Genomic DNA, 19,428 nt, shown 5'->3' on the forward strand with positions numbered 1-19,428 from the left:
ACGCTGCGCCGCGAGGCGGAGGACTAGGGTCGCTGATCGGGCCGCTCGGCTCTACTGCCGTATTAGTTCACCGGTCGCGCGGCACCGCGGGCGTCCTGCGATGCCGGCCCGCAACGGTGGTGGGGTGGGGACCGTAATGGCCCTTGCCGGCCCACACCATCTCGACGCACGCACTTGGGACAAACCCCCTGGAGAGCGGCATGTACGAAGACAGCAACGAACCCATCCACATCGTGGCCGAAGACACCAAGATGAACGCAGCCGAGGGCACCGCGACCTTCACCGGATGCGTCATCGTCACCCAGGGCGGCCTGAAGCTGGAGGCCGACACGGTGGTGAGCCGGGCCTCGGACAGCGGCGATCCTGAGTCGATCACCGCTACCGGCCACCCGGCCGCCCTTGAGCTGGGGCCAACGGACGCTTCTCCCCATCGCCGGATTAAAGGAAAGGCTCTGAAGATCACCTTCGAGCCTGGCAAGGGGCTATGCACCTTCGAAGGCAGCGCGACGGGCTATGCGGGAGACTCCACCAGCAGGGGCGAGAAGGTGGTACTGAACCTTGAGACCGCGGCCTTCGGAACGCCGAGGGCGAGCCGGACTGTGACAATGCCTACCACCCCGGGCTGACGACCTGTTGTGACGGGGTTGACCGCTGCCATTCGTTGATGGCAGCGGCCAACGCCGCGGGCCTTGCCGCAGTTCCCGACAACCAGGAGACGCCGGCGCAGCCAACTGGATTGTGCGTGCAGGTGCCGCTTGGGATAGGCAAAGCAGCAGCTCATGGCCTGACGCCGTGCCATCTACCGGCAGTGGCGCAAGGTCGAGGTGTCGTTCCCTCCGGAGTTATCCAGGGAAGCATCCGGCTTGCATCGGGCTCAGACCGAGACCAGGTCGCATACGAAAATCAAGGTCTCGCCCGGCGCGATCCTGCCGCCGCCCGCGCCTCGATCTCCGTAGCCCAGGTGCGGGGGAATGGCGAGCTCGCGGCGGCCACCGACCTTCATCCCCTGGACGCCCTGATCCCAGCCGGAGATGACCTGTCCGGCTCCGAGCTGGAACTCCAGCGGGTTGCCGCGGTTCCAGCTGGCGTCGAACTCCTCGCCGTTGGACCAAGCCACGCCTACGTAGTGGACCTTGACGAAGTCGCCGGCCTTGGCGACGGGACCGTCGCCCTCCCAGATGTCCTTGATCTGGAGTTCGGTCGGCGGTTCGCCTACAGGGAAGTCGACCTCAGGCTTGTCGATGTTCATTTGCGATTCTCCGTCTGTGCGTGCCAGCTGTGACGCACAGCTGGCCAACTAAAACGCTCAGTCACACTACCCCTCAGCTTTCACCTGCTCCACCAGACGGTTCGGCGAGCTGGAGGTGGAATATCCAGGGCGTTCGTTCGATCGGCTTCCTTGCAGAGATCACGGGAGGGGGCGCTGGTGGCCGAGCTGATGATGTTCCGGCAGGACGCGGACGGACGGGATGTCGAGCTGGCCGGCTCGACGGTTGCGCTGGAGATGGAGCTGCAGCGGCGGGTCGAGGCCGGCCTGGAGCAGATGCTGGGCGTCCGTTTCCTGGCATCGGAGTATCCGACTGGCCCCCGGCACCGGGGGTGTTCCGCGCGGATCTCATCAACGAAGCGGTAGCGGATCACTGCCCCGTCTCCCGTGCGAAATAGGCGTCCGCCCTCTGCAGGATGTCGATGTCCTGCCGGGCATGCGCCAGCTCGCGGTTCCGCTCGGCCAGCAGCCGGTCCAACTCGCGGACCCGTGCTTTCAGCGCTTCGACCTCCCGGCTCACCGCGGCGTCACCGCCGTCGTTGCCGGCGGCCTTGCGCCTCCGGCCCAGCTCACGCTCCACCCACGTGCCCAGCGTCGCCTTGTGCACGCCCAGCGACCGGGCAATGTCCGCAACCGGCCGCTCCGGCGAGGAGAGCACCAACTCGACCGCGTCCCTCTTGAACTCCTCCGGAAACTGCTTGCCACGAGCCATGGCACGCGTGTCCACCGACTGTCCACCGGCGACCTCAGCCACGGTTCTCGTACCGAGCCGCCACTGCAGCACAAGGCAAAGGAAAAGAAAAAACCTCAGGTCACGGCGAGTGAGTCCTGGGGTGATTCCGAGCCGCCTTCGGGATTCGAACCCGAGACCTACGCATTACGAGGGCCTGCATGATCGTCCCGGGTGGTGCTGGACTGTGCCACGGACTCTCGTTTTCGCTGGTCAGAAGCGTTCGGCCGAGACCTCCGTGCCGCCCGATCCATCCTGTGCCACCCCATCCGCTCACGCAGCGCTCACGCAAATCCTTGTGGCGCGCCGCAAGCTGAGGTGCCTGTGATGGGACGGACGCCCGTCCCATCACAGGGCATCTCTCATGCGGTGAACGTCACGTGGCGCCAGTCATCCGTCTGCTCGAAGGTGACATTGGTACCCAGGGCCTCGAAGTGTTTGCGCCCACACTTGATCTTTCCCAGCTCTTCCGGTCGGAGAAGGCTCTCTTGCTGGGTGCCCTTGGTCTCTATCACCAGGTAAAGGCGCTGCTCACCGTCGGGAAGGCGACGCACGATAGCCCAGTCCGGATTGTATGTGCCGAGCGGCGTGGGGACTTTGAACCAGGACGGGAGCTTGGCGTACACTTCGACGTCGCTCGCCGACTCCAGATCCTCGACGAACTTCCGCTCTGTCTCGGAGTCGTAACGAACTTCCTCGTAGACACTCTTCGCCGCAGGGGTCAGGTTCTTGCCGAGATAGCCGTGCAGCTCCTCGGTAAGGAAGAGCTCCTGGGCGTAGACGTCGCTCTCCCCGAGCTTGACGTACTTGATTCCGTCGACAAGCGCCGCACGCCGAGCCTCTGTGATCTTCTCAGCGGCGAGGGATACAAACTCCTGCGGGTTGCGCTGGAAATCCCGGAAGCGGCCGCTCTCAGAGAGGATCCGGTGGATGGTGCGTCGGGTCAGCTTGGTCTGCTCAGCCAACTCGCCGAGGATATCCGGTAGCGGGATGTCTCCCTGCTCGACCAGCTGCGGGGCCGAGGTCGACTCAGCACCGGTTTCGATGCCGCGCTCGCTTATGGCCAACGTCGTTGACGTCCACACCATGCGGGCAGGAAGAATCTGGCGGGCCTCCTTCAGAGCACCCGCTGCGTCCGCGATCAGCTTCTCCGGGTCGAAGTCCACCCGGTAGGTGCTCCTCTGTTTGATGCGGTTCCAGAGTTCGTGGAACTGTGGGTTCTCGAAGACCTGCTTACGGACCTTGACCGTTCGTCGTTCATCCCGGTCGTTGATGGTGACGCCCTTGGCACGCTGCTGGAGCCGCTCCGCAACTACAGACTCCAGGCCGGCGAACTCCGCGGGCAGTGTGAACGTGTCCTCCGCGAGAGCCTGCTGGAGCAGTTGCGCGTCGATCTTGCCGTTGCTCTGAATGTAGCCAGCCTCCTGCAGAGCAGCGAAGAGCCGTTGCGAGCCCTCGCTACCGAGCCGCTTCCCATCGCTGTCGGGCAAGAGAAGGCTGGAAAATTGGTGCGGCTCGATTCGACCGAAGCTGACCTTGGCGTCCTGCTCGTACTCGGTCTGGAGTGAGGTGGCAAACTGCTCCAGGCTCTCAGTCGCAACGACCGTAAGGGTGTTTACGTCGAAGCCATGGAGCCGCTGGCCTTCCTGATTCACTGCGAGCCGTAGGCCGCGGCCGATGGTCTGCCGACGCTGGCGTTCGGAGCCCATCTCTCGCAGGCTACAAATCTGGAAGACGTTCGGGTTGTCCCAGCCCTCTCGAAGCGCCGAGTGGGAAAAGATGAACTTCACCGGCTCGTCGAGGCTGAGCAGGCGCTCCTTGTCCCGCATGATCAGGTCATACGCGCGCTCGGCGTCCGCGCCGTCCTGGGCCGCTCCCTCCTTGATGTCCTTGGGCTTGCCCTTGGCATCCCGAGCGAAGTAGCCCTCGTGGACGGCGCTCGGCTCAGAGTCGAGATCCACCCCGCCGTAGAGGGTCGAGTAGCGGGGGTTGCGCTGGAGCTGCGCATACTCCTCTTCGAAAATCTTCACGTACTCGCCCGGTACCGAAGCGCCATCCGAATCCTCGGCGCGGTAGCGGTCCACGCGATCGATGAAGAACAGGCTCAGCACCTTGATGTCCCTGGAGCGGAGCTCCAGTTCCCGATCAAGGTGCACCCGGATGGTCTTGTTGATCAGATGCCGGGCGCGCTCGAGCACCGGGATGTCGCCGTAAGCCTCGCCTTCCCTGAGGTACTCGTCGATTCCGCCGCCATGGACCTGGATGAACCCCGACTTACTCCTGCCACGGCCCTTTGTGACGTCGCCGACCAACAAGCCCTCGTAAACACGGTTGTCGGTGATCGCCCCAAGACTGCTTCCGGGGCTGACCCTCTCGATTCGGCGCACGACGCGCCCGGACCGCATCACGTCGACTTCCACGGTCGCCGTGTAGTCGTCCTTGCGCGTGCTGACCTTCTCAAGGCGGATATAGGGACGGCCGTGCGCGTGCTCCACGGTACCGCCGGCCACCTCGATCTGCTTGACCAGTCCCGCCTGGTAGGCGTCGACGGCGTCCAGCTTGTAGACCATGTTGAACACGTCGACATGCGTCGCCGAGTAGCGCAAGCTAAACAACGGATCCATCGCGCGTAGGGCCTGTCGCCCCCTGCCCTGGGGACCACCGTCTACGCTCTGCGGCTCGTCAACGATGAGAATCGGCCGCACCTGCTTGATCAATTCAATCGGCGCCTCACCACCGGTCTGCTCACTCCGCTGGTAGATCTTCGCGGTCGCCTGCTTATTGATTGCGGCGGCCGTCACGATCATTAGCTCGATGCCAGAGCTGTAGGCGAAGTTCCTCACCTCGCCCAGCTGCGCCGAGTCGTAGGCGAAGTAGTGCAGCGGGGTGCCATCGTAGAGGGCCTTGAAGTGATCCTCCATGATTTGCAGCGACTTGTGGACGCCCTCCCTGATCGCCACAGATGGCACGACGACAATGAATTTCGTGAAGCCGTAACGCTTGTTCAGCTCGTAGACCGTACGCAGGTATACGTATGTCTTGCCGGTACCGGTCTCCATCTCGACCGTGAAATTCAGATCGCGCTCGTCCGCCAAGTCGGGCAGCGAAGAGAGCGGCAGACCGTTACGCTCCTGGACCTCGTTCAGGTTCGCATGCAGCTGATCGGGCAGGATCCGCAACCTGTTCCCGACGCCAGCTGCAGGCGTGAACAGGTCGTCATTGTCCCCTCCGACAGTGAACAGGCTGCGCCCGCTCTCCTGCCCGTGGAATAGATCACATACTGCATCCACAGCCGCCTTCTGATGTGACAGCTCGGAGTCGAAATGAAGCTTGGGCTTTTTCATCCTGGCGTCCCCTCGGCTCACAGGCTCTTCACGACGAAGGGGGACTCATGCTGCTCGAGGATCGCCACGAGGTTCGCCTTGGCAACATCGTCAGCGAAAGCCACGTCCTTGAGGAAGACGGTCACGTCCGTCTCAGGCTGCAGCTCATCACGCCAAGTAACGATGCCGTCGGCGATCTCTTCCGCATTGCCCCTAGTGATCGAACCGGCGGAAGGCAGGCAGGCGAACAACAGACCCCTTCCAGTCGCGAACACGTGAATGCCCGCGAAGGTCCGCGCGTCCGCCGCCGAAGCGAGGTCGAGCCCCTGGCTCAGCAGCAGCTCGAAGAGGACATCCTGTTCGGAGCGTCCCTCGCGGACGTTGTCGATGTGCTCAAACGCCTGCTGCTCGAAGTCCGGACGGGAGGTGTCCCAGCGGACGATGTTGCCATCGGAAAGAACGAAAGAGCGGAACCCGAAATCCCCAGAGAATTCGCCATCCGAGGGCCTCTTCTGAATTTTCTGGGAAGCCCGCCGCAGGCGCTCGCGCGTGATTTCGGAAATTGTCGGGTAATCCGACCGACCTGTCTTCTCAGGCAGCTGGGCCAGAATAAAGCGTAGCGCTGCAGAGTTGTCAGCCTGCCAGTCCATGACAGCGTGCCCGGTAACACCAGAGCCAGCGAAGAAGTCGAGGACCAGATCTCCGTCGTTACAGAACGCGTCGATGATCCGGCGCACCAGCTTGACCGGTTTGGGAGTGTCAAAAGGAGCATCGCCACCGAAGAGGCTCTTCAGTTCGAGCGTCGCCTCCTTGTTGTGGCCCGCGAACCCGTAGTCCCACCAGGTGTGCGGCTTGATCCCTCGCTCCGATTCCTGCAGGAACGCCTTGAGCATGGGACGGGCGTCGCGATCTTTGCCCCACCAGATCCTGCCGTCCGAGTTCCAAGAGTCGAATTTCTCCTGGTTGCACCGCCAGTAGCGGTTTGCGGGTGGGTTGAACTTCTTGCCAGTTGGCCCGGTGATCTCGAACAGGCCAGCGGCATAGGGCTTGCTCGCCGACAGATCCTGCGCGCGCCAGGGACCTCTCGGGTCGTTGTCGGGGTTCTTGTACGCCTCCAACTGGTCCTCGTTGCGCTCCCAGTCGGAAATCCTGACAGACCCGCGGTCGCGGGCGTACACCATGACGAAGTCGTGCATGTCCGAGAACCACTTGGCGGTGACGTTCGAGACATAGCGTTTCTGCCACATGATGTTCGCCACGAAATTCTCTTCGCCGAAGATTTCGTCGCACATGCTACGGAGGTGGGCCTGCTCTCCGTCGTCGATGGAGATGCAGATGACTCCGTCTTGGCGCAGAAGGTTCCGGGCCAGCGTCAGCCTCGGGTACATCATGTCTAGCCAGGCACTGTGGCGACGTCCGCCGACCTCAGCGTTGCTGCTGAGCCGCCCGCCGGAGCTGTTGATCTGTCCGGTGAGTTCGAGGTAGTTCCGGATGCTGTCCTGGAAGGTGTCCGGGTAGATGAAGTCGCTGTTGCCCGTGTTGTACGGGGGGTCGATGTAGATGAGCTTCACCTTGCCGGCGTAGCTCTTCTGCAGAAGCTTGAGGATTTCGAGATTGTCGCCCTCGACCATGATGTTCCGGGTGGCGTTCCAGTCCACCGACTCGTCCGGGCGGGGCAGCAGGGTCGCCGTGCTCGGCTTGAGGGCAACGCGGCGGGCGTTGCGCTTGCCAAACCAGGTCAGCCCGAACCTCTCGTCGCCGGGTTCGATGGCGTCGCCAAGCAGCTCGCGTAGAGCGTCGAAGTCGACCTTGCCCTCTGCGAAGGCAGACGGGAAGATCTTCCGGAGCTGTTCGAGGTTCTCCGCCACGAGGTCCTTGGAGTGGGTCTCCGGATCCCCCGGCTCAACCGTGTGCATCGTCACCCTGATCGTCCCCTGCTTGACTACGGCACCGTCCGGCTCAACAGGTGCCTTCTTCTTGACCGTGCTCTTCGTTCTTCCTGCGTTACTACGCCAGACGCAACTTATCGTGCGCCACTGACAAAGCGACTCTCTTCACCTTGATCTGGTCCTGTAGCTCGATCCTGCGAGGGATCTGCTTCTCTCTTTTGATCTGGGCGACCAGCTTGTTGATCTCTGCCTCGAGGCGGGTGCTCTCTGTCAGGGCAGACAGCTGGGTCTGCGCCGCATCCAAGGTGCCCGCGGGCGCAAACTCCCCAAGCACCGCAGCAACACGCAAGGCAACCGTCCGAGCCAGCCAACCGTCGTAGACCGCACTGAGGTCGCTGCGTGGCTGCCGGTCGAGTTGGAGCGCGCCCAGGAAGGCATCGCCCACCGGTGCAGGGACGTCTCCGACGGAAGCACTCACAGGCGAACTCTCCAGTGTGACCTCATCGTTCCGCGCGTGTGACATGCGTTTGAGGGCAACCGAAACACGGGGACCGGACTCCTGCTCGCTAACAAGGAGGATCGGGTATGGCACGGCTCGATGGAGGAGTTCTTCCAGGCGAGTGAGTTTGGTTCCGGTCCGGGTCCGCAGAGTCATGACGTGGAGCTCGGGAATGCGCCGACTGCCGTCCGGGGCCATGTAGGCAGGGATTCCCACGGCATCAGGACGTATCGCGGCGGCCCAGCGCAGGGTATCGATGCCATCCTGCAGCAACCGCCGATCAGCGGCGCTGAAGTCGGAGTGCGCCTGCAGCTGGGTCTTGGGCACCCGGACATCCACTGCGCAGTCGGCGGGCAACCGAAGGGCGTCGACCACGTCGTCCGGAGTCATCGCTGGGCTTCTTGGTCGTCGTGTGTGGCGGGACCGACAGGTTCGGCGTCGACACGGGGCAAAACGGCGAGAAAGGCGAGTACTTCGAAGTCATTGGTCCCGGCGAAGCCTCCTGCCGCGGCGGCCTGGGTGCCGTCCAGGCTGAACAGGCTGGCGACCGCGCGCTCTTCCTCCTTGCCGGTGATGGAGCGTACAGCGGCGGCGAGGGCCTTGCGGGCTGCCCCCATGTCGGCGCCGCGCCGAGTCCGGGCGTCGAACAGCGCGGTGAGCCCCGGGTCAACCTGGCCCCGCTCGGCACTAACCCTGCGCACCCGGTCGAGGATGCGCTTGGTCTGGGTGTGGCTGAGCTGCACCACCCCTTCCTCCCCGACGTGGATGAGGTAGTGAGGGGCAAGTGGGTCGCCGGCCTGCACGGCCCGATCGGCCGCCTGGTCTTCGGCACGTAGGCAGAAGATCAGTCCGGGTGGGACGTCGCCATCGGTGTCCGCGACCGCGTGAACTCCGAGTGGCTCCGCATCCAGCTCGCCGGGGTGTCGCTTGGCGTAATCGGCGAGGTCGATGCGCAGATCGGTGAGGGTGAGGTCAGCGATGGACACGCCGGTCGACAGGTCCTCAAGGTCGAGGACGGAGTCTTGCAGCTTGAGGAGTTGTGCGCGCCGGTATTCGAGATCGTTCATCAGGTCGCCGGCGCTGGTCTCGATGACGTTCTCTTCGCCGGTGGCGGAGATGTCGAGGAGCACCATGCGGCCCGTGACTCGCTGCTCGAGGCCGATGTATTCCTCCAGGTCCATCTGCGGCCAGAAGTTGACGAGCTGGATCCGAGAGCTGCGCGAACCGAGGCGGTCGATGCGGCCGAAGCGCTGAATAATGCGCACCGGGTTCCAGTGGATGTCGTAGTTCGCGAGCCAGTCGCAGTCCTGCAGGTTCTGACCCTCGGAGATACAGTCCGTGGCGATGAGCAGGTCGAGTTCTCCCTCTCCAGCCAGATCGTCCGGGCGTTGCTTCGAGCGTGGGGAGAACGCAGAGAGGATGGCGGGAAGATCGCGGCGCAGCTTGAGCGTGGTGCGATTGTTCCCGGACCCCGTCACCAAGCCAGCCTCGACGCCGAGTTCGACTCGCGCCCATTCGGCGAGCTCTTCATACAGATAGGCGGCGGTGTCCGCGAAAGCGGTGAAGACGATGGCCTTGCGATTGCCCGGGTTGACGGGATTACCAACCTTATCCGCGATTAGCCGCTTAAGGTGTCTTAGTTTAGCGTCACGCTCTGGTATCACCTGCTCGGCCCTGTACAACATCGCGGAGAGGCGCTCATGGTCCTCTAGGAGGTCCTGGCGCCAGCGGATTAGATCCATGTCCGCGATGAGAACCCTGATCTTGCCACCACCGATCGCCAGCTCGTCCGAGCGCAGGTCGTCGCGCTCCTCCTCGTCGAGAGAGTCGGGGCGGTAGTAGGTCTCGTGTCGGTCGATCGCACTCAGGTGCGCGTCGATGCGCTCCAGCTGCCGGCTCACCGTCAACCGGAAGGAGTGGACGGAACTCTCCAGCCGCTTGAGGATGTTGACCCTCATCAGGTTGACCAGGCTCTGCTCTCGGTCGGCCTGCTGGAAGCTCCCCTTGCCACTCTTCAGGCGGGTGGCGTACTTGTCGGCGTACTCGGCCCGCTTGTCCGGTCTCAGGTAGTACATGGGCGAGTAAGCAGCCAGATTGAGCTTGCGAATCTGGTCGTTTAGTTCTCCGATGGCGCCGAAGTCACCCTGCGTGTCGATATCCGACTTTACGTTAAGCGGTGCGAGGCGCTCGGGGAAGGATCCAGTCTCGGCAGTGCCGTAGTACTTCTCGATGTGCTTGCGCGAGCGGGCGATGGTCAGCATGTCGAGCAGCGTGAAATAGTCAAAGCCCAGCATGTCCACGAGTAGGGCTGGGGTACGCCCCTCCGGGCCAAGCTCCTGCCACCGATTGAACTGGCGCTGCGCGACGCGGACGGTCTTGGCGATGCTGGCGATACCGTACGGCGCCAAGGACGTGTCGTCGTTCTCGGTAGCGAAGGCGATCTGGTTGCGCAGGTCCGCAAGCCGGTTGTTAACCGGGGTAGCCGAGAGCATCAGGATGCGGGTCTTCACGCCCTCCTGAATGATCTGGCGCATCAGGCGGTCATAGCGAGTCTCGCCGTTCTGCTTCGGAGAGTTGGCGTTGCGGAAGTTGTGCGACTCATCGATGACCACCAGGTCGTAGTTGCCCCAGTTGATATGCGCAAGGTCGATGTCGCCCGATCTGCCAGACTCACGGGACAGGTCGGTGTGGTTGAGCACATCGTAATTGAAGCGATCTGCAGCGAGGAGGTTTCGGCGGTCATTCGCCGTGTACATCGTCCAGTTGTCTCGCAGGCGCTTCGGGCAGAGTACGAGTACCCGGTCGTTTCGCAGCTCGTGGTACTTGATTACGGCGAGCGCCTCGAAGGTTTTCCCGAGGCCGACGCTGTCCGCAATGATGCAGCCGCCGTAGCGATTCAGCTTGTCGATCGCACCGATTACGCCGTCCCGCTGGAACTTGTACAGCTTTTCCCACACCACGGTGTCGTGGATGCCGGTCTTCGCATCGATGACCGTGTCCTCGTCCAGTTCCCCGCCAGCAGCGCTAAACAGATGGTGGAGCATGAGGTGGTAGATGCGCTCCGGGTCGCGATAGCGCCCGAGGGCACGCATCTGCTCCAGCAGCGGGCCTGCTTCAAGAGAAGCGGGCGTGCTCTCCCACATAACCTCGAAGAGTGCAGGAGCGAGAGCGGCCGCCTCGCTCTCGTTGTCGGAGCGAAGGATCGACGTGTACGGATTACCAGGGGCCAGGCCGAGGCCGGCACGATCGAAGCCGAAAGAGCCCTGGGCTAGCGAAATCACTTCACCCGAGGCCGCTCGGGCAACCAGAACCCCCTGGGGGATAGCGTGAAACGCCGCATGCCGCACCTCGGTCCGCCGAGCCAGCCATTCGGCGCACGACGCGGCGAGGTAGCGGCTCGAGAGACGGTTGCGGGCAGCGCGATCATGCTCGCCGCCCAGCAGGTGCAGATCGGCACCTGCACTCGGTAGCAGAAGTCGAGCCTGTTCCAGCTTGGCCAGCTCGTCGCGGAGCTCTTCGAATGCGTACACGGAGAAGGTCGACGAGGCGAGGTCTACAGCCCCGCCTGGTCTCAAAATCGGACGTACCGCGTCGATCAAGCGGTCGCTTCCCCTGTTGCTCACGACCTTCAACCCATCCCCCATGACGTCGGTCCGACCCACCGCCTCGCTGAGGCAAGTCTAGTCAGCCTACTAACGCCGTTGCTGCGTATGGGACGCTGGCGAGAACCTTGTGCAGCTGTCATCGAAGGCGGTGGCTTGGGCCGAGTACACCCCGGGCAGAGAATCAGACATGGGCGATCTCATAGGGGACTGGGCGGCGCACATCGCGAGGGCTGAACTCCGCTGCACACTTCCACGGAGATGGGCGCATACGCAGGGAGTGGCTAACCGCGCCGCCGAAGTAGACCAGGTTCTCAACCAAGACGCCAGCCTTCTCGTCGCCGCCGCCACGCTTCACGACATTGGGTATGCGCCTCGCCTGGCGGTGACGGGGTTCCATCCGCTGGACGGAGCTCGGTTCCTTCGGGACGAGCACGGGGCCGACGAGAGACTGGTGCGGCTGGTTGCGAATCACTCGTTCGCGCTCCTTGAGGCGCAGGAGCGCGGGTTGCACGAGGAGCTCGCCACGGAGTTCCCGTTGCTGGAGCAGCAGCTGTTGGTAGATGCCCTCGTGTACTGCGACATGACGACCACGCCTGACGGCGACCGAACCACCGCCCAGGACCGGGTCGCGGAGATCCGCAGCCGCTACGGGGACGACAGCGTGGTCGGGCGGTTCATCCGCCGGGCGGCTCCGGAGATCTTTGCCTCCGTGGAGCGGGTGGAAGCCGCCCTGATGACTCAGCCGAGGTAGGGGTAGGTGCCGCCGAGGTAGTCCCCGATCTGCTGGCGCATGCTCGGGTGGATGTCGTACTGGTCGAGGTCGGCCGGCTGGACGAAGCGGACGCCGTCGGCCTCCTCGTTGATCGTGGGCACTCCGCCGACGGGCCGGCCGATGTAGGTGTTCTCGTACTGCTGGCGGATCTCGCCGTCGGTGTACGCGACGATGTGGTTCGGGTTGGTGTAGACGCCGAGGAACCCGGTGAGCTCCGCGATGATCCCGGTCTCCTCCAGGCACTCCCTCACCGCACACTCGGCTGCGGTCTCGCCGATGTCCTGAGCTCCGCCGGGGAGGGCCCACTGGCCGGTGTCGCGGCGCCGCTGGACGAGGATGGCGCCCGTCTCGTCGACGACGAGCAGGTTGCTGGCCGGGATGAGGGTGTTCGCCTTCGGAGCAGAGGGGTCGTTGTAGTACTCAGTCCTGCCCATAGTCGGCGGTCCTCTCCTGGTCGGGTGCCCATTGCCTCGCGGCGGCCCAGACGGCGTCGAAGCTTTCAGCGTAGTTGTCGAACCACCCTGTATCGCCTGCCCTCTTGAGGTGCAGGAGCGGGTTGGCGCTGGCCGGTTGACCCCAAATGTGTGGGTTGACGAGCAGGTTGTCGTCGTAGCGGAACATGGACGTGTAGAGGGTGGTGTCGTGGAGTCGCACGCCGCACCCGGCCTCGCCCAGCAGCGGGCGGTAGTACGTCAGTGAAGCGCGGATCTTGGCGGCAAGGGTGTCGCCGATTCCCTCCTCGCGACCCCGTACGGCGACTGCCTGCCCGTCGGGGTCGCCGAAGCACAGGCGCACCCGGACGCCCTCGGCGGCGCGCTCGGAGAGCATCTTGGCGACGTGAGGGTTGGACTGGGCGAAGAAGGTGCCGGAGAAGACGAGGACGCCGATCTCGTGCCGCGCTTCTCGCAGCAGTGCGAGCCATACGTCCCGGGGCACGCTGGCTCGGTTCTGGTAGGTGCCGACCAGCTCGGTGCCTAACCCGTCCTTCGGCCGGCCTGGACGCTTGGACGGCTCGGGCCAGAGAAAGGTCTCTTCGACGCGCAGGTGTCGCGCGACGCGGAAGCGGTGCCGTGCATGGGGAATCCGTCCGCCCAGCCATCGGCTGACCGTCTTGGGATCTACCTCGCAGATCTCGGCGAGTGCATCGGGCGAGACGCCGCGTTGGCCGAGCACGGTGCGCAGTCGGTTGTTCACAGCAGCCATCGAATCGGCACGGCGCGTGATCGCGCAAGGACGTTTTGGGACGCAGTCCGCTGTAATGGAGCCTCGCGGACTGCCTACTCTGGCGGCATGGAGCTCTTCGTCCTGTGGGACATCGACCACACCCTCATCGAGAACGCGGGGGTCAGCAAGGAGATCTACGCCGCTGCCTTTCGTGGCCTCTCAGGTCGGGAGCCCACGGAGCCCGCGCGTACTGAGGGGCGCACGGATCGACTGATCATGCGCGACATGTTCGTCCGCGAAGGGCTGCCCATGCCTGACTGGCACCTCATCGAAGCAGCACTCGCCCAGGCGGGGGAAGCGCGCCTGGAGGAGCTGCGCAGGCGCGGGACCGCCCTGCCCGGTGTGCACGACGCCCTGAAAGCCGCCTCGGCTCAGACCGGTTGGGTCTCCTCCGTACTCACCGGCAACATCTCCGCCAACGCCCTTGTGAAGCTTGCCGCGTTCGGTCTCGACTCCCTGCTTGACCTGCCGGTCGGCGCCTACGGAGCGGACGCCGAACTCCGCCCCCACCTGGTCGCTGTCGCGCGCGAGCGCGCACAACGGCTTCATGGTATCGCGGCCGACATCCCCACCGTCCTCGTCGGGGACACCCCGCGTGACGTAGAAGCGGCTCTGACCACAGGCGCTGGCGTCCTCGCTGTCGCCTCCGGCATCCACACCCAGGAGGAACTGACCGCCGCCGGAGCCGTCGAAGTCCTGCCCGACCTGTCGGACACGAAGCGTGTCCTCAGCATTCTGGAGTCCTTCGCAGGTCACTGAAGACGTCCCAGGACGTCCTTGGACCGTCCCCGAACGCGGTGTCGAGGTCCCCAAGCAGAAGGCCACTATCAGGCTCCCACCAGGCAATCAGCCGAAGGAGCCGACGTGATCGAGGAAGTCACCGGGATCAAGAAGATCCGCATGCTGTACCTGCAGCTGCTCTACCGCTGCAACTTCACGTGCCTGCACTGCTTCCACGGCAAGCGGCTTCAGTACGCCGACGCCTTCACCGTCGACGAAGCCGCGGGTCTTCTCACCCTGATGCGGGACGAGTACGGCACCGAGGCAGTGACCCTGCTTGGCGGAGAGCCCTTCGTCCACCGGAACCTCGCGCAGGTCGTCCGCCACGCCAAGGAGGAACTGGGCCTGCGCGTCGAGATCTGCACCAACGGGTACCGGATCGAGCGCCGTCTGACCGAGATCGCCCCCTCCCTGGACCTGCTCAGGGTTTCGCTGGAGGGCGTCGGGTCGACCAACGACGGCATCCGAAAGCAGGGCAGCTACAAGAGCGCCCTGGAGGCGCTCCGGCTGGCTCGGGATCTCGGCGTTCCGACCGGTGCGACCATGACCGTCACCTCGCGGAACATCGCCGAAGTCCTGCCCCTCGGAAGGGCCTTGGCGCAGCTCGGGGTCCGGCAGCTCAAGCTCCACCACCTGCGGCCGGTCGGCAACGCCGCCGATCATCCCGAGCTGCTGGTCACCTCCCCTTCCGCCTACGGGCGGCTCCGGGACGAGCTGGCGTCAGCCGATCTGCCCTTGGCGGTGATCGTCGACGAGGACCTCTCCGAGGACGGTGCCCCGCAGGTGTGCGCGCCCTCCGACGGTCCTCGCGAAATCGACCGCATCGAGGTCGACCCGCGCGGTGCGCTGACCATGTCCTGCAAGGCCGTGGGCAAGGACGCGCACGCCTTCTGGTACGAGAAGGCGGCAGGACGCATCGTCCACAAGCCCTCGTCCGTCGACGAACTCACCCTCGCGGTACCGGACGTGGTGTACGGCCGTGCCTGATGACCCACGCTTCGAGAGCCTGGAGGGGTTACGCGGCGCCGGCAAATCCACCCTGGCGCCCATGCTTGCCGCCGCCCGACAGGCCGTCCTCGTCGCTACCGTCCCGCTGCCCTACCAGCCGCTCAGACAGGCGCTGGACGAGCGGACGAATGTAGAGGCACGGATGTGCTTCTACCTCTCGGGCCTGTTCACCGCGGCCGAGGAGATCCAGCACCACCTCGACGCCGGCGTCCCGGTCGTCGTCGAGAGCTACTTCGCCCGGTGCCTCACCACTCACCGGGCCCTGGGGGCACAACTCGGTATCACCCTGCCGAGCTGGCTGCCGACACCCGCTACCTACCACCTCGTCTGCGACGACGACGAGAGACAACGTCGACTCGCTGGGCGGAACAAGCCGGTGTCGCGGTGGGACTCACTGATCGAGACCGCTACGGACCGGGTGACGGACGCCTACGCCTCGTTCCCGATGCATCGCGTCGACACCACAGGGCGCAGCCCCGACGAGGTCCTCCGAGTGATCATGGATACCGATACGCAAGGAGCGCACCCCCATGCAGACTCAGAGCCTGTGGGAGCACACCCTCACGTTCTTCCCACAGTTCCTCGCCACGTTGCGGGAACGTGTCGCCCCTGATGCCACCGTCGCGGTGGTCGGCGCGAGCGACGGCAAGTTCGTCCTGCCCCTCGCCGCCGCCGGCTACCGCGTCGTCGCCATCGAACGCGACGCTGTCGCCCTCCACGGGGGCGACGTCCACCTCCCGGGTGACAGCCAGGCCCACGCGTTGGGACTGATCGATCGCCTGAAGCTCGAAGAACTCCACGAACGCGTAGAGGTTGTTGAGGACGATTTCCTGAACGGCGAGCCCCTGGGCCTGCAGTGCGACGCGGTCTGGACGAGCTGCTCGTGGCACTACAGTGCCAACCACCACCGCCCGCTCGGCGAGTTCGTCGACCGTATGCAGCGCCTGGTTCGCCCAGGCGCCATCTTCGGCGCGGAGTTCATGATGCCCGTCGAAAGACGCCACCACATGATCGAGCACTACACCTCCCCGGAACGCCTTCACCCCCACTTCATCGGCGACTGGGAGGTCCTGCTCACCCTGCGCACCACTGAGTTCACGGAGCGCGCCCACGTCGGCCAGCTGCACGACCACACCCACCGCATGGGCCTCCTGCTCGCGGCCCGGACATCAACCCTCACCGACCACTTCTGAGAGAAGACCCCATGAAGCACGAATACGAGGCCAAGTTCCTGGCCGTCGACGCCGCCGGCCTCCAGAACAAACTGAGCGCCCTCAATGCGGTCCAGGCATTCCCCCGCACGCTCCTCACCCGCAAGATCTTCGAGAACGACTCCCTCGACGGTGGAGCCTGGATCCGTCTGCGGGACGAGGGCACCCGCTCGACGCTCACGCTCAAGCAGGTCACCGACGCAACGACGATCGACGGCACCAAGGAGATCGAAACCGAGGTCACCGACCTGCACGCCATGGCCGACATCCTGCGCCGGGTCGGCCTCACCGAGGTCCGGTACCAGGAGAACTACCGCGAGGAATGGCGCCTGGGTGAGGTCGCCTTCGACTTCGACACCTGGCCCGACCTCCCCACCTTCCTGGAGATCGAAGGCCCCGACGAGGCATCGGTGCGCCAGGCCGCCGCCCTGCTGGACCTCGACTACGCCGAGGCCCGGTTCGGCAGCGTAGACGAGATCTACAAGAGCGAGTCCGGCCGCGACATCCTCTCCGAACCCACGCTCCTGTTCTCCGAAGCCGAGAAGCAGAAGGAAGCTTCTCCCACGGCCCAGGACCGTTGATCGCGGAGGGAGACGAGCGATGCTGACGGAAGTCGCCCTACAGCACAGGGTGATCCCCGGGATCGCCGAGTTCGCCCGGGGAGGACTGCCCTCACCGGCGGCCACCGACGACGGCAACGAGTGGGTCGACGGAGCCTGCTGGCTCTACTGCGGGCAGCGGTGGACGCGCGTCCTGTGGATCGGTCCCGCCAAAGTCGCCGGGGCCCAAGCCCCGATGTACGCGTGCGGCGCCTGCATCGGCGAGCTGCAGGAACGGGTCTGGCAATCCTTCTTCAACGAGAACCGCCCGGCTGGCTCCACCCGGCCAAACGAATCCGCCGAGGTGGGGCAGTCGACCTGCGGTAGGAGAACCGGCAGGCATCGGGGCCAGAGCAGGCTCTTCCGCCGTAATTAAGCCCCCGCCCCGGTCACGCTGGCGCTCGCTGTCCCCCGCAGCGAAAGCCCGTGGCCGGGGCGGGTCATTGACGTGCGTGCCTTCGGCGGAAGCCCCGAGACGAACAGCCTGACAACGCAGCGACCGTTTCACGTCCACCGATACGGTCTTCCCTGCCATCCTGGGGCCCTTGGAGGAGCAGTCGTGACGCAGCAGACCACGGACAAGCAGCCGGGCATCGCCGCCGCCATCGTCGTTCACGAGGGCCGCGTGCTCATGGTCCGCCGCCGGGTGAGCGAGGGGCAGCTCTCCTGGCAGTTCCCCGCCGGGGAGGTCGAGCCCGGTGAGGAACGTGAGGCCGCCGCCGTACGGGAGACCCGGGAAGAGACAGGGCTGACCGTGGAGGCGGTCAAGCTGCTCGGCGAGCGCGTACACCCCAAGACAGGCCGCCTCATGTCCTACACCGCCTGCCAGATCCTGGGCGGCACTGCTCACGTCGCCGATACCGAGGAGCTTGCCGAGCTTGCCTGGGTCACCCTCGGCGACATCCCGGAGTACGTGCCGTACGGGCTGTTCGAGCCAGCAGAGGAATACCTGGACGTGGCCCTAAACTCCTGAGGGCTGCTACAAACCTGCGGAACTTCGAGGCTAGCGGGGATCGAACAGCGCTCGCTCCAACTGGCGCCACCCCGGCCTTGGTGCCGCAAGGGGTCGTACGACAGCAAGAAGTCGTCCGTCGAGACACACGTCGAACCGTCCTTCCGACCGTGCCATTCTCTCTCGGATCGCCACCTGCCGGGGCGGCCTCTCCGCAAGCACTCCAATCATGACCTCGTACTTCGCGGGCCCCAAGGCATCAGCTGGTACCCATCGGCCTCTTACTGAAATTCCTGCGAGAGTGGCCTCCTGCTCTGGTTCGGGGGCGGTTTGGTAGAGCCTGCTCATCACTTCCTCTGCGGTTTCCTGCGGAGGGCGTCTGATTTCATCCACCAAGAATCCAAGTGTTTCGAGCCCCGTGATCTCCTCGCTTACAACACTCCTGACCACCGCTCCCGCCGGGGACTGCTGCTTCGTTGGAGCCGCTGGGGACTGCTGCTTCGTCGGGGGAACGTCGGTTCCGGAGGCTGCGTGCGCTTCTGAATCGCCCCAGTAGAAAGGTTGCTCCTGGCTGTCCCCGTCCTCCGTGTCTGCCCAGTCGGTCAGCACTGTGTCTACCGATTCGCTGGCTTCGGGGATGAAAATGTCCACAGCCACGCCCGCCGGACCGACGTAGACCCAGCTCATGAAATAGGAGTGGTCGCCGTGCGCGGCAGACCAGGTCGTGAGCTGAGCAAGTCGCCGTCGCTGTTCTGCGAGAAGGCGCTTGGGCAACAGCGCCTTCTGTTTGCGGTACCGCCCGCGAGCCTCTCCCGCGATTGGCCCCTCCGGAACATGGAACAACAGATCAGGCCGTACGCCACTACTCTGATAAGACTTCGAAAGAGGTCGCGGAAGAGCATCAAAGCTGTGCAGCTCGTCGGTTCCGTCCGTCCACGAGAAAAGTGCTTCACTAGCCGCGGTCAGCAGCCCAAGCCCCGCGCACTCGCTGACGAAGCTGCGTATATGGCGTGAACTCGCCATGAGGGACTGGTGATCGAGCTGGAGGGAGCCCCCTCCTGGAGCATCGACGTAACTTAGAAGAAGGCGGGCCTCAAGTTCCTTCGTCTGAAGGTCAACGACGCTTTGCAGGTCGCAGGCCAGTGCATTGATGTGAACCAGCCGAGCCAATCCGACCGGCAGTTGCCCACGCCCGACTATCCACGCAGCGCCTTGTCCGCTTGACCGTGGTTCAAATCGCCAAACCCGCGCCTTGACTGTGTTCACGTCGACTCTGCCTCCCTCATAGCTCCGCGATCCCCGTCAGCGGCCATTTGTACGAAAGTAACGATACCGACTGCCTCTGACAGTCCCGGTTCTGGAAGAGTCCGGTGCTCGCGCCTGGTCGATGAGTTAGCGCCTTGGGCCGGCCGCTCGACGAACTGCGGGCGCCGCTGAGATACCCCCAACTGGGCTGGGGCTGGTTCCCCTGCCACTAGCCTCGAAGTTTCGTGACGGCTCATCAGGTCAACTGGTGGGCTGTTTCGCTTTGTTGTGACGGGTGCGGGCAGGCTGACGGCCCGGCTGTCG

The 19,428-nt window shown here is 64.5% G+C and carries 18 protein-coding genes; 10 read left to right on the forward strand and 8 right to left on the reverse strand.

Features of this window, described 5'->3' with window-relative positions; genetic code table 11:
- Positions 1-200 precede the first annotated feature (200 nt).
- Positions 201-626: a lipopolysaccharide transport periplasmic protein LptA gene (lptA, locus tag ACIQZN_RS32145; protein ID WP_404001528.1), complete on the forward strand. Its 426-nt coding sequence runs from the start codon at positions 201-203 to the stop codon at positions 624-626.
- A gap of 248 nt (positions 627-874) precedes the next feature.
- On the opposite strand, the gene ACIQZN_RS32150 is transcribed toward lptA, so the two are convergent.
- The gene (locus tag ACIQZN_RS32150) at positions 875-1,249 is read right to left on the reverse strand and encodes an FKBP-type peptidyl-prolyl cis-trans isomerase (RefSeq protein WP_404001531.1); all 375 of its coding nucleotides are present in this window, start codon (positions 1,247-1,249) and stop codon (positions 875-877) included.
- A 177-nt stretch (positions 1,250-1,426) separates the two neighbouring features.
- Between ACIQZN_RS32150 and ACIQZN_RS32155 the strand changes: the two genes are divergently transcribed.
- Positions 1,427-1,633, forward strand: a complete 207-nt coding sequence (locus tag ACIQZN_RS32155) for a hypothetical protein (RefSeq protein WP_404001606.1) — start codon at positions 1,427-1,429, stop codon at positions 1,631-1,633.
- Positions 1,634-1,637: 4 nt separating this feature from the next.
- Here the strand turns inward: ACIQZN_RS32155 and ACIQZN_RS32160 are convergent, their stop codons facing one another.
- The 5 genes from ACIQZN_RS32160 to ACIQZN_RS32180 form a co-directional block, all read right to left on the reverse strand.
- Entirely contained in the window at positions 1,638-2,021 is a 384-nt protein-coding gene (locus ACIQZN_RS32160) for a transposase (protein ID WP_404001534.1), read from the reverse strand.
- Positions 2,022-2,359: 338 nt separating this feature from the next.
- Positions 2,360-5,341 (reverse strand): DEAD/DEAH box helicase family protein, encoded by a 2,982-nt coding sequence (locus tag ACIQZN_RS32165; protein WP_404001536.1) that lies wholly within the window; start codon positions 5,339-5,341, stop codon positions 2,360-2,362.
- Between the two features lie 17 nt (positions 5,342-5,358).
- The gene (locus ACIQZN_RS32170; RefSeq protein WP_404001604.1) at positions 5,359-7,236 is read right to left on the reverse strand and encodes a site-specific DNA-methyltransferase; all 1,878 of its coding nucleotides are present in this window, start codon (positions 7,234-7,236) and stop codon (positions 5,359-5,361) included.
- Between the two features lie 91 nt (positions 7,237-7,327).
- A complete protein-coding gene (locus ACIQZN_RS32175; protein ID WP_404001539.1) occupies positions 7,328-8,098 on the reverse strand; it encodes a DUF4391 domain-containing protein in 771 nt (256 codons plus the stop codon).
- Positions 8,095-11,307: a helicase-related protein gene (locus tag ACIQZN_RS32180; protein ID WP_404001542.1), complete on the reverse strand. Its 3,213-nt coding sequence runs from the start codon at positions 11,305-11,307 to the stop codon at positions 8,095-8,097. Before ACIQZN_RS32180 ends, ACIQZN_RS32175 begins: the two co-directional genes overlap by 4 nt.
- 193 nt (positions 11,308-11,500) lie before the next feature.
- Between ACIQZN_RS32180 and ACIQZN_RS32185 the strand changes: the two genes are divergently transcribed.
- Complete coding sequence (locus tag ACIQZN_RS32185; protein ID WP_404001545.1) at positions 11,501-12,064, forward strand: HD domain-containing protein; 564 nt, start codon at positions 11,501-11,503, stop codon at positions 12,062-12,064.
- Here the strand turns inward: ACIQZN_RS32185 and ACIQZN_RS32190 are convergent.
- Both ACIQZN_RS32190 and ACIQZN_RS32195 read right to left on the reverse strand, forming a co-directional pair.
- Entirely contained in the window at positions 12,052-12,519 is a 468-nt protein-coding gene (locus ACIQZN_RS32190) for an NUDIX hydrolase (RefSeq protein WP_404001548.1), read from the reverse strand. The two genes, ACIQZN_RS32185 and ACIQZN_RS32190, sit on opposite strands and share 13 nt — an antisense overlap.
- Positions 12,506-13,279, reverse strand: a complete 774-nt coding sequence (locus tag ACIQZN_RS32195; protein ID WP_404001551.1) for an XRE family transcriptional regulator — start codon at positions 13,277-13,279, stop codon at positions 12,506-12,508. The genes ACIQZN_RS32190 and ACIQZN_RS32195 overlap by 14 nt, the downstream gene beginning before the upstream one ends.
- Positions 13,280-13,375: 96 nt before the next feature.
- Between ACIQZN_RS32195 and ACIQZN_RS32200 the strand changes: the two genes are divergently transcribed.
- The 7 genes from ACIQZN_RS32200 to ACIQZN_RS32230 all read left to right on the forward strand — a co-directional run bounded on the left by ACIQZN_RS32200 (position 13,376) and on the right by ACIQZN_RS32230 (position 17,880).
- Entirely contained in the window at positions 13,376-14,068 is a 693-nt protein-coding gene (locus tag ACIQZN_RS32200) for an HAD family hydrolase (RefSeq protein WP_404001554.1), read from the forward strand.
- A 105-nt stretch (positions 14,069-14,173) separates the two neighbouring features.
- Positions 14,174-15,076, forward strand: a complete 903-nt coding sequence (locus ACIQZN_RS32205; protein ID WP_404001557.1) for a radical SAM protein — start codon at positions 14,174-14,176, stop codon at positions 15,074-15,076.
- 61 nt (positions 15,077-15,137) lie between these two features.
- Positions 15,138-15,710, forward strand: coding sequence for a hypothetical protein (locus ACIQZN_RS32210; protein ID WP_404001560.1), 573 nt, complete (start codon positions 15,138-15,140; stop codon positions 15,708-15,710).
- Positions 15,628-16,290, forward strand: a complete 663-nt coding sequence (locus ACIQZN_RS32215) for a class I SAM-dependent methyltransferase (protein ID WP_404001562.1) — start codon at positions 15,628-15,630, stop codon at positions 16,288-16,290. The genes ACIQZN_RS32210 and ACIQZN_RS32215 overlap by 83 nt, the downstream gene beginning before the upstream one ends.
- An 11-nt stretch (positions 16,291-16,301) precedes the next feature.
- Entirely contained in the window at positions 16,302-16,889 is a 588-nt protein-coding gene (locus ACIQZN_RS32220) for a class IV adenylate cyclase (protein WP_404001565.1), read from the forward strand.
- A gap of 19 nt (positions 16,890-16,908) precedes the next feature.
- Complete coding sequence (locus ACIQZN_RS32225; protein ID WP_404001568.1) at positions 16,909-17,283, forward strand: hypothetical protein; 375 nt, start codon at positions 16,909-16,911, stop codon at positions 17,281-17,283.
- Positions 17,284-17,466: 183 nt separating this feature from the next.
- Entirely contained in the window at positions 17,467-17,880 is a 414-nt protein-coding gene (locus ACIQZN_RS32230; RefSeq protein WP_404001571.1) for an NUDIX hydrolase, read from the forward strand.
- The last annotated feature ends 1,548 nt before the right edge of the window (positions 17,881-19,428 follow it).

The organism is Streptomyces sp. NPDC097595 (assembly GCF_044761525.1).
GTDB lineage: Bacteria > Actinomycetota > Actinomycetes > Streptomycetales > Streptomycetaceae > Streptomyces > Streptomyces drozdowiczii_A.

Excerpts from the sequence above, each read along its gene's own strand:
- lptA (WP_404001528.1), top strand. The coding sequence starts at position 201 with ATGTACGAAGACAGCAACGAACCCATCCACATCGTGGCCGAAGACACC.
- ACIQZN_RS32150 (WP_404001531.1), bottom strand. The coding sequence starts at position 1,249 with ATGAACATCGACAAGCCTGAGGTCGACTTCCCTGTAGGCGAACCGCCG.
- ACIQZN_RS32165 (WP_404001536.1), bottom strand. The coding sequence starts at position 5,341 with ATGAAAAAGCCCAAGCTTCATTTCGACTCCGAGCTGTCACATCAGAAG.
- ACIQZN_RS32170 (WP_404001604.1), bottom strand. The coding sequence starts at position 7,236 with ATGCACACGGTTGAGCCGGGGGATCCGGAGACCCACTCCAAGGACCTC.
- ACIQZN_RS32175 (WP_404001539.1), bottom strand. The coding sequence starts at position 8,098 with ATGACTCCGGACGACGTGGTCGACGCCCTTCGGTTGCCCGCCGACTGC.
- ACIQZN_RS32185 (WP_404001545.1), top strand. The coding sequence starts at position 11,501 with ATGGGCGATCTCATAGGGGACTGGGCGGCGCACATCGCGAGGGCTGAA.
- ACIQZN_RS32190 (WP_404001548.1), bottom strand. The coding sequence starts at position 12,519 with ATGGGCAGGACTGAGTACTACAACGACCCCTCTGCTCCGAAGGCGAAC.
- ACIQZN_RS32200 (WP_404001554.1), top strand. The coding sequence starts at position 13,376 with ATGGAGCTCTTCGTCCTGTGGGACATCGACCACACCCTCATCGAGAAC.
- ACIQZN_RS32210 (WP_404001560.1), top strand. The coding sequence starts at position 15,138 with ATGCTTGCCGCCGCCCGACAGGCCGTCCTCGTCGCTACCGTCCCGCTG.
- ACIQZN_RS32215 (WP_404001562.1), top strand. The coding sequence starts at position 15,628 with ATGCAGACTCAGAGCCTGTGGGAGCACACCCTCACGTTCTTCCCACAG.
- ACIQZN_RS32220 (WP_404001565.1), top strand. The coding sequence starts at position 16,302 with ATGAAGCACGAATACGAGGCCAAGTTCCTGGCCGTCGACGCCGCCGGC.
- ACIQZN_RS32225 (WP_404001568.1), top strand. The coding sequence starts at position 16,909 with ATGCTGACGGAAGTCGCCCTACAGCACAGGGTGATCCCCGGGATCGCC.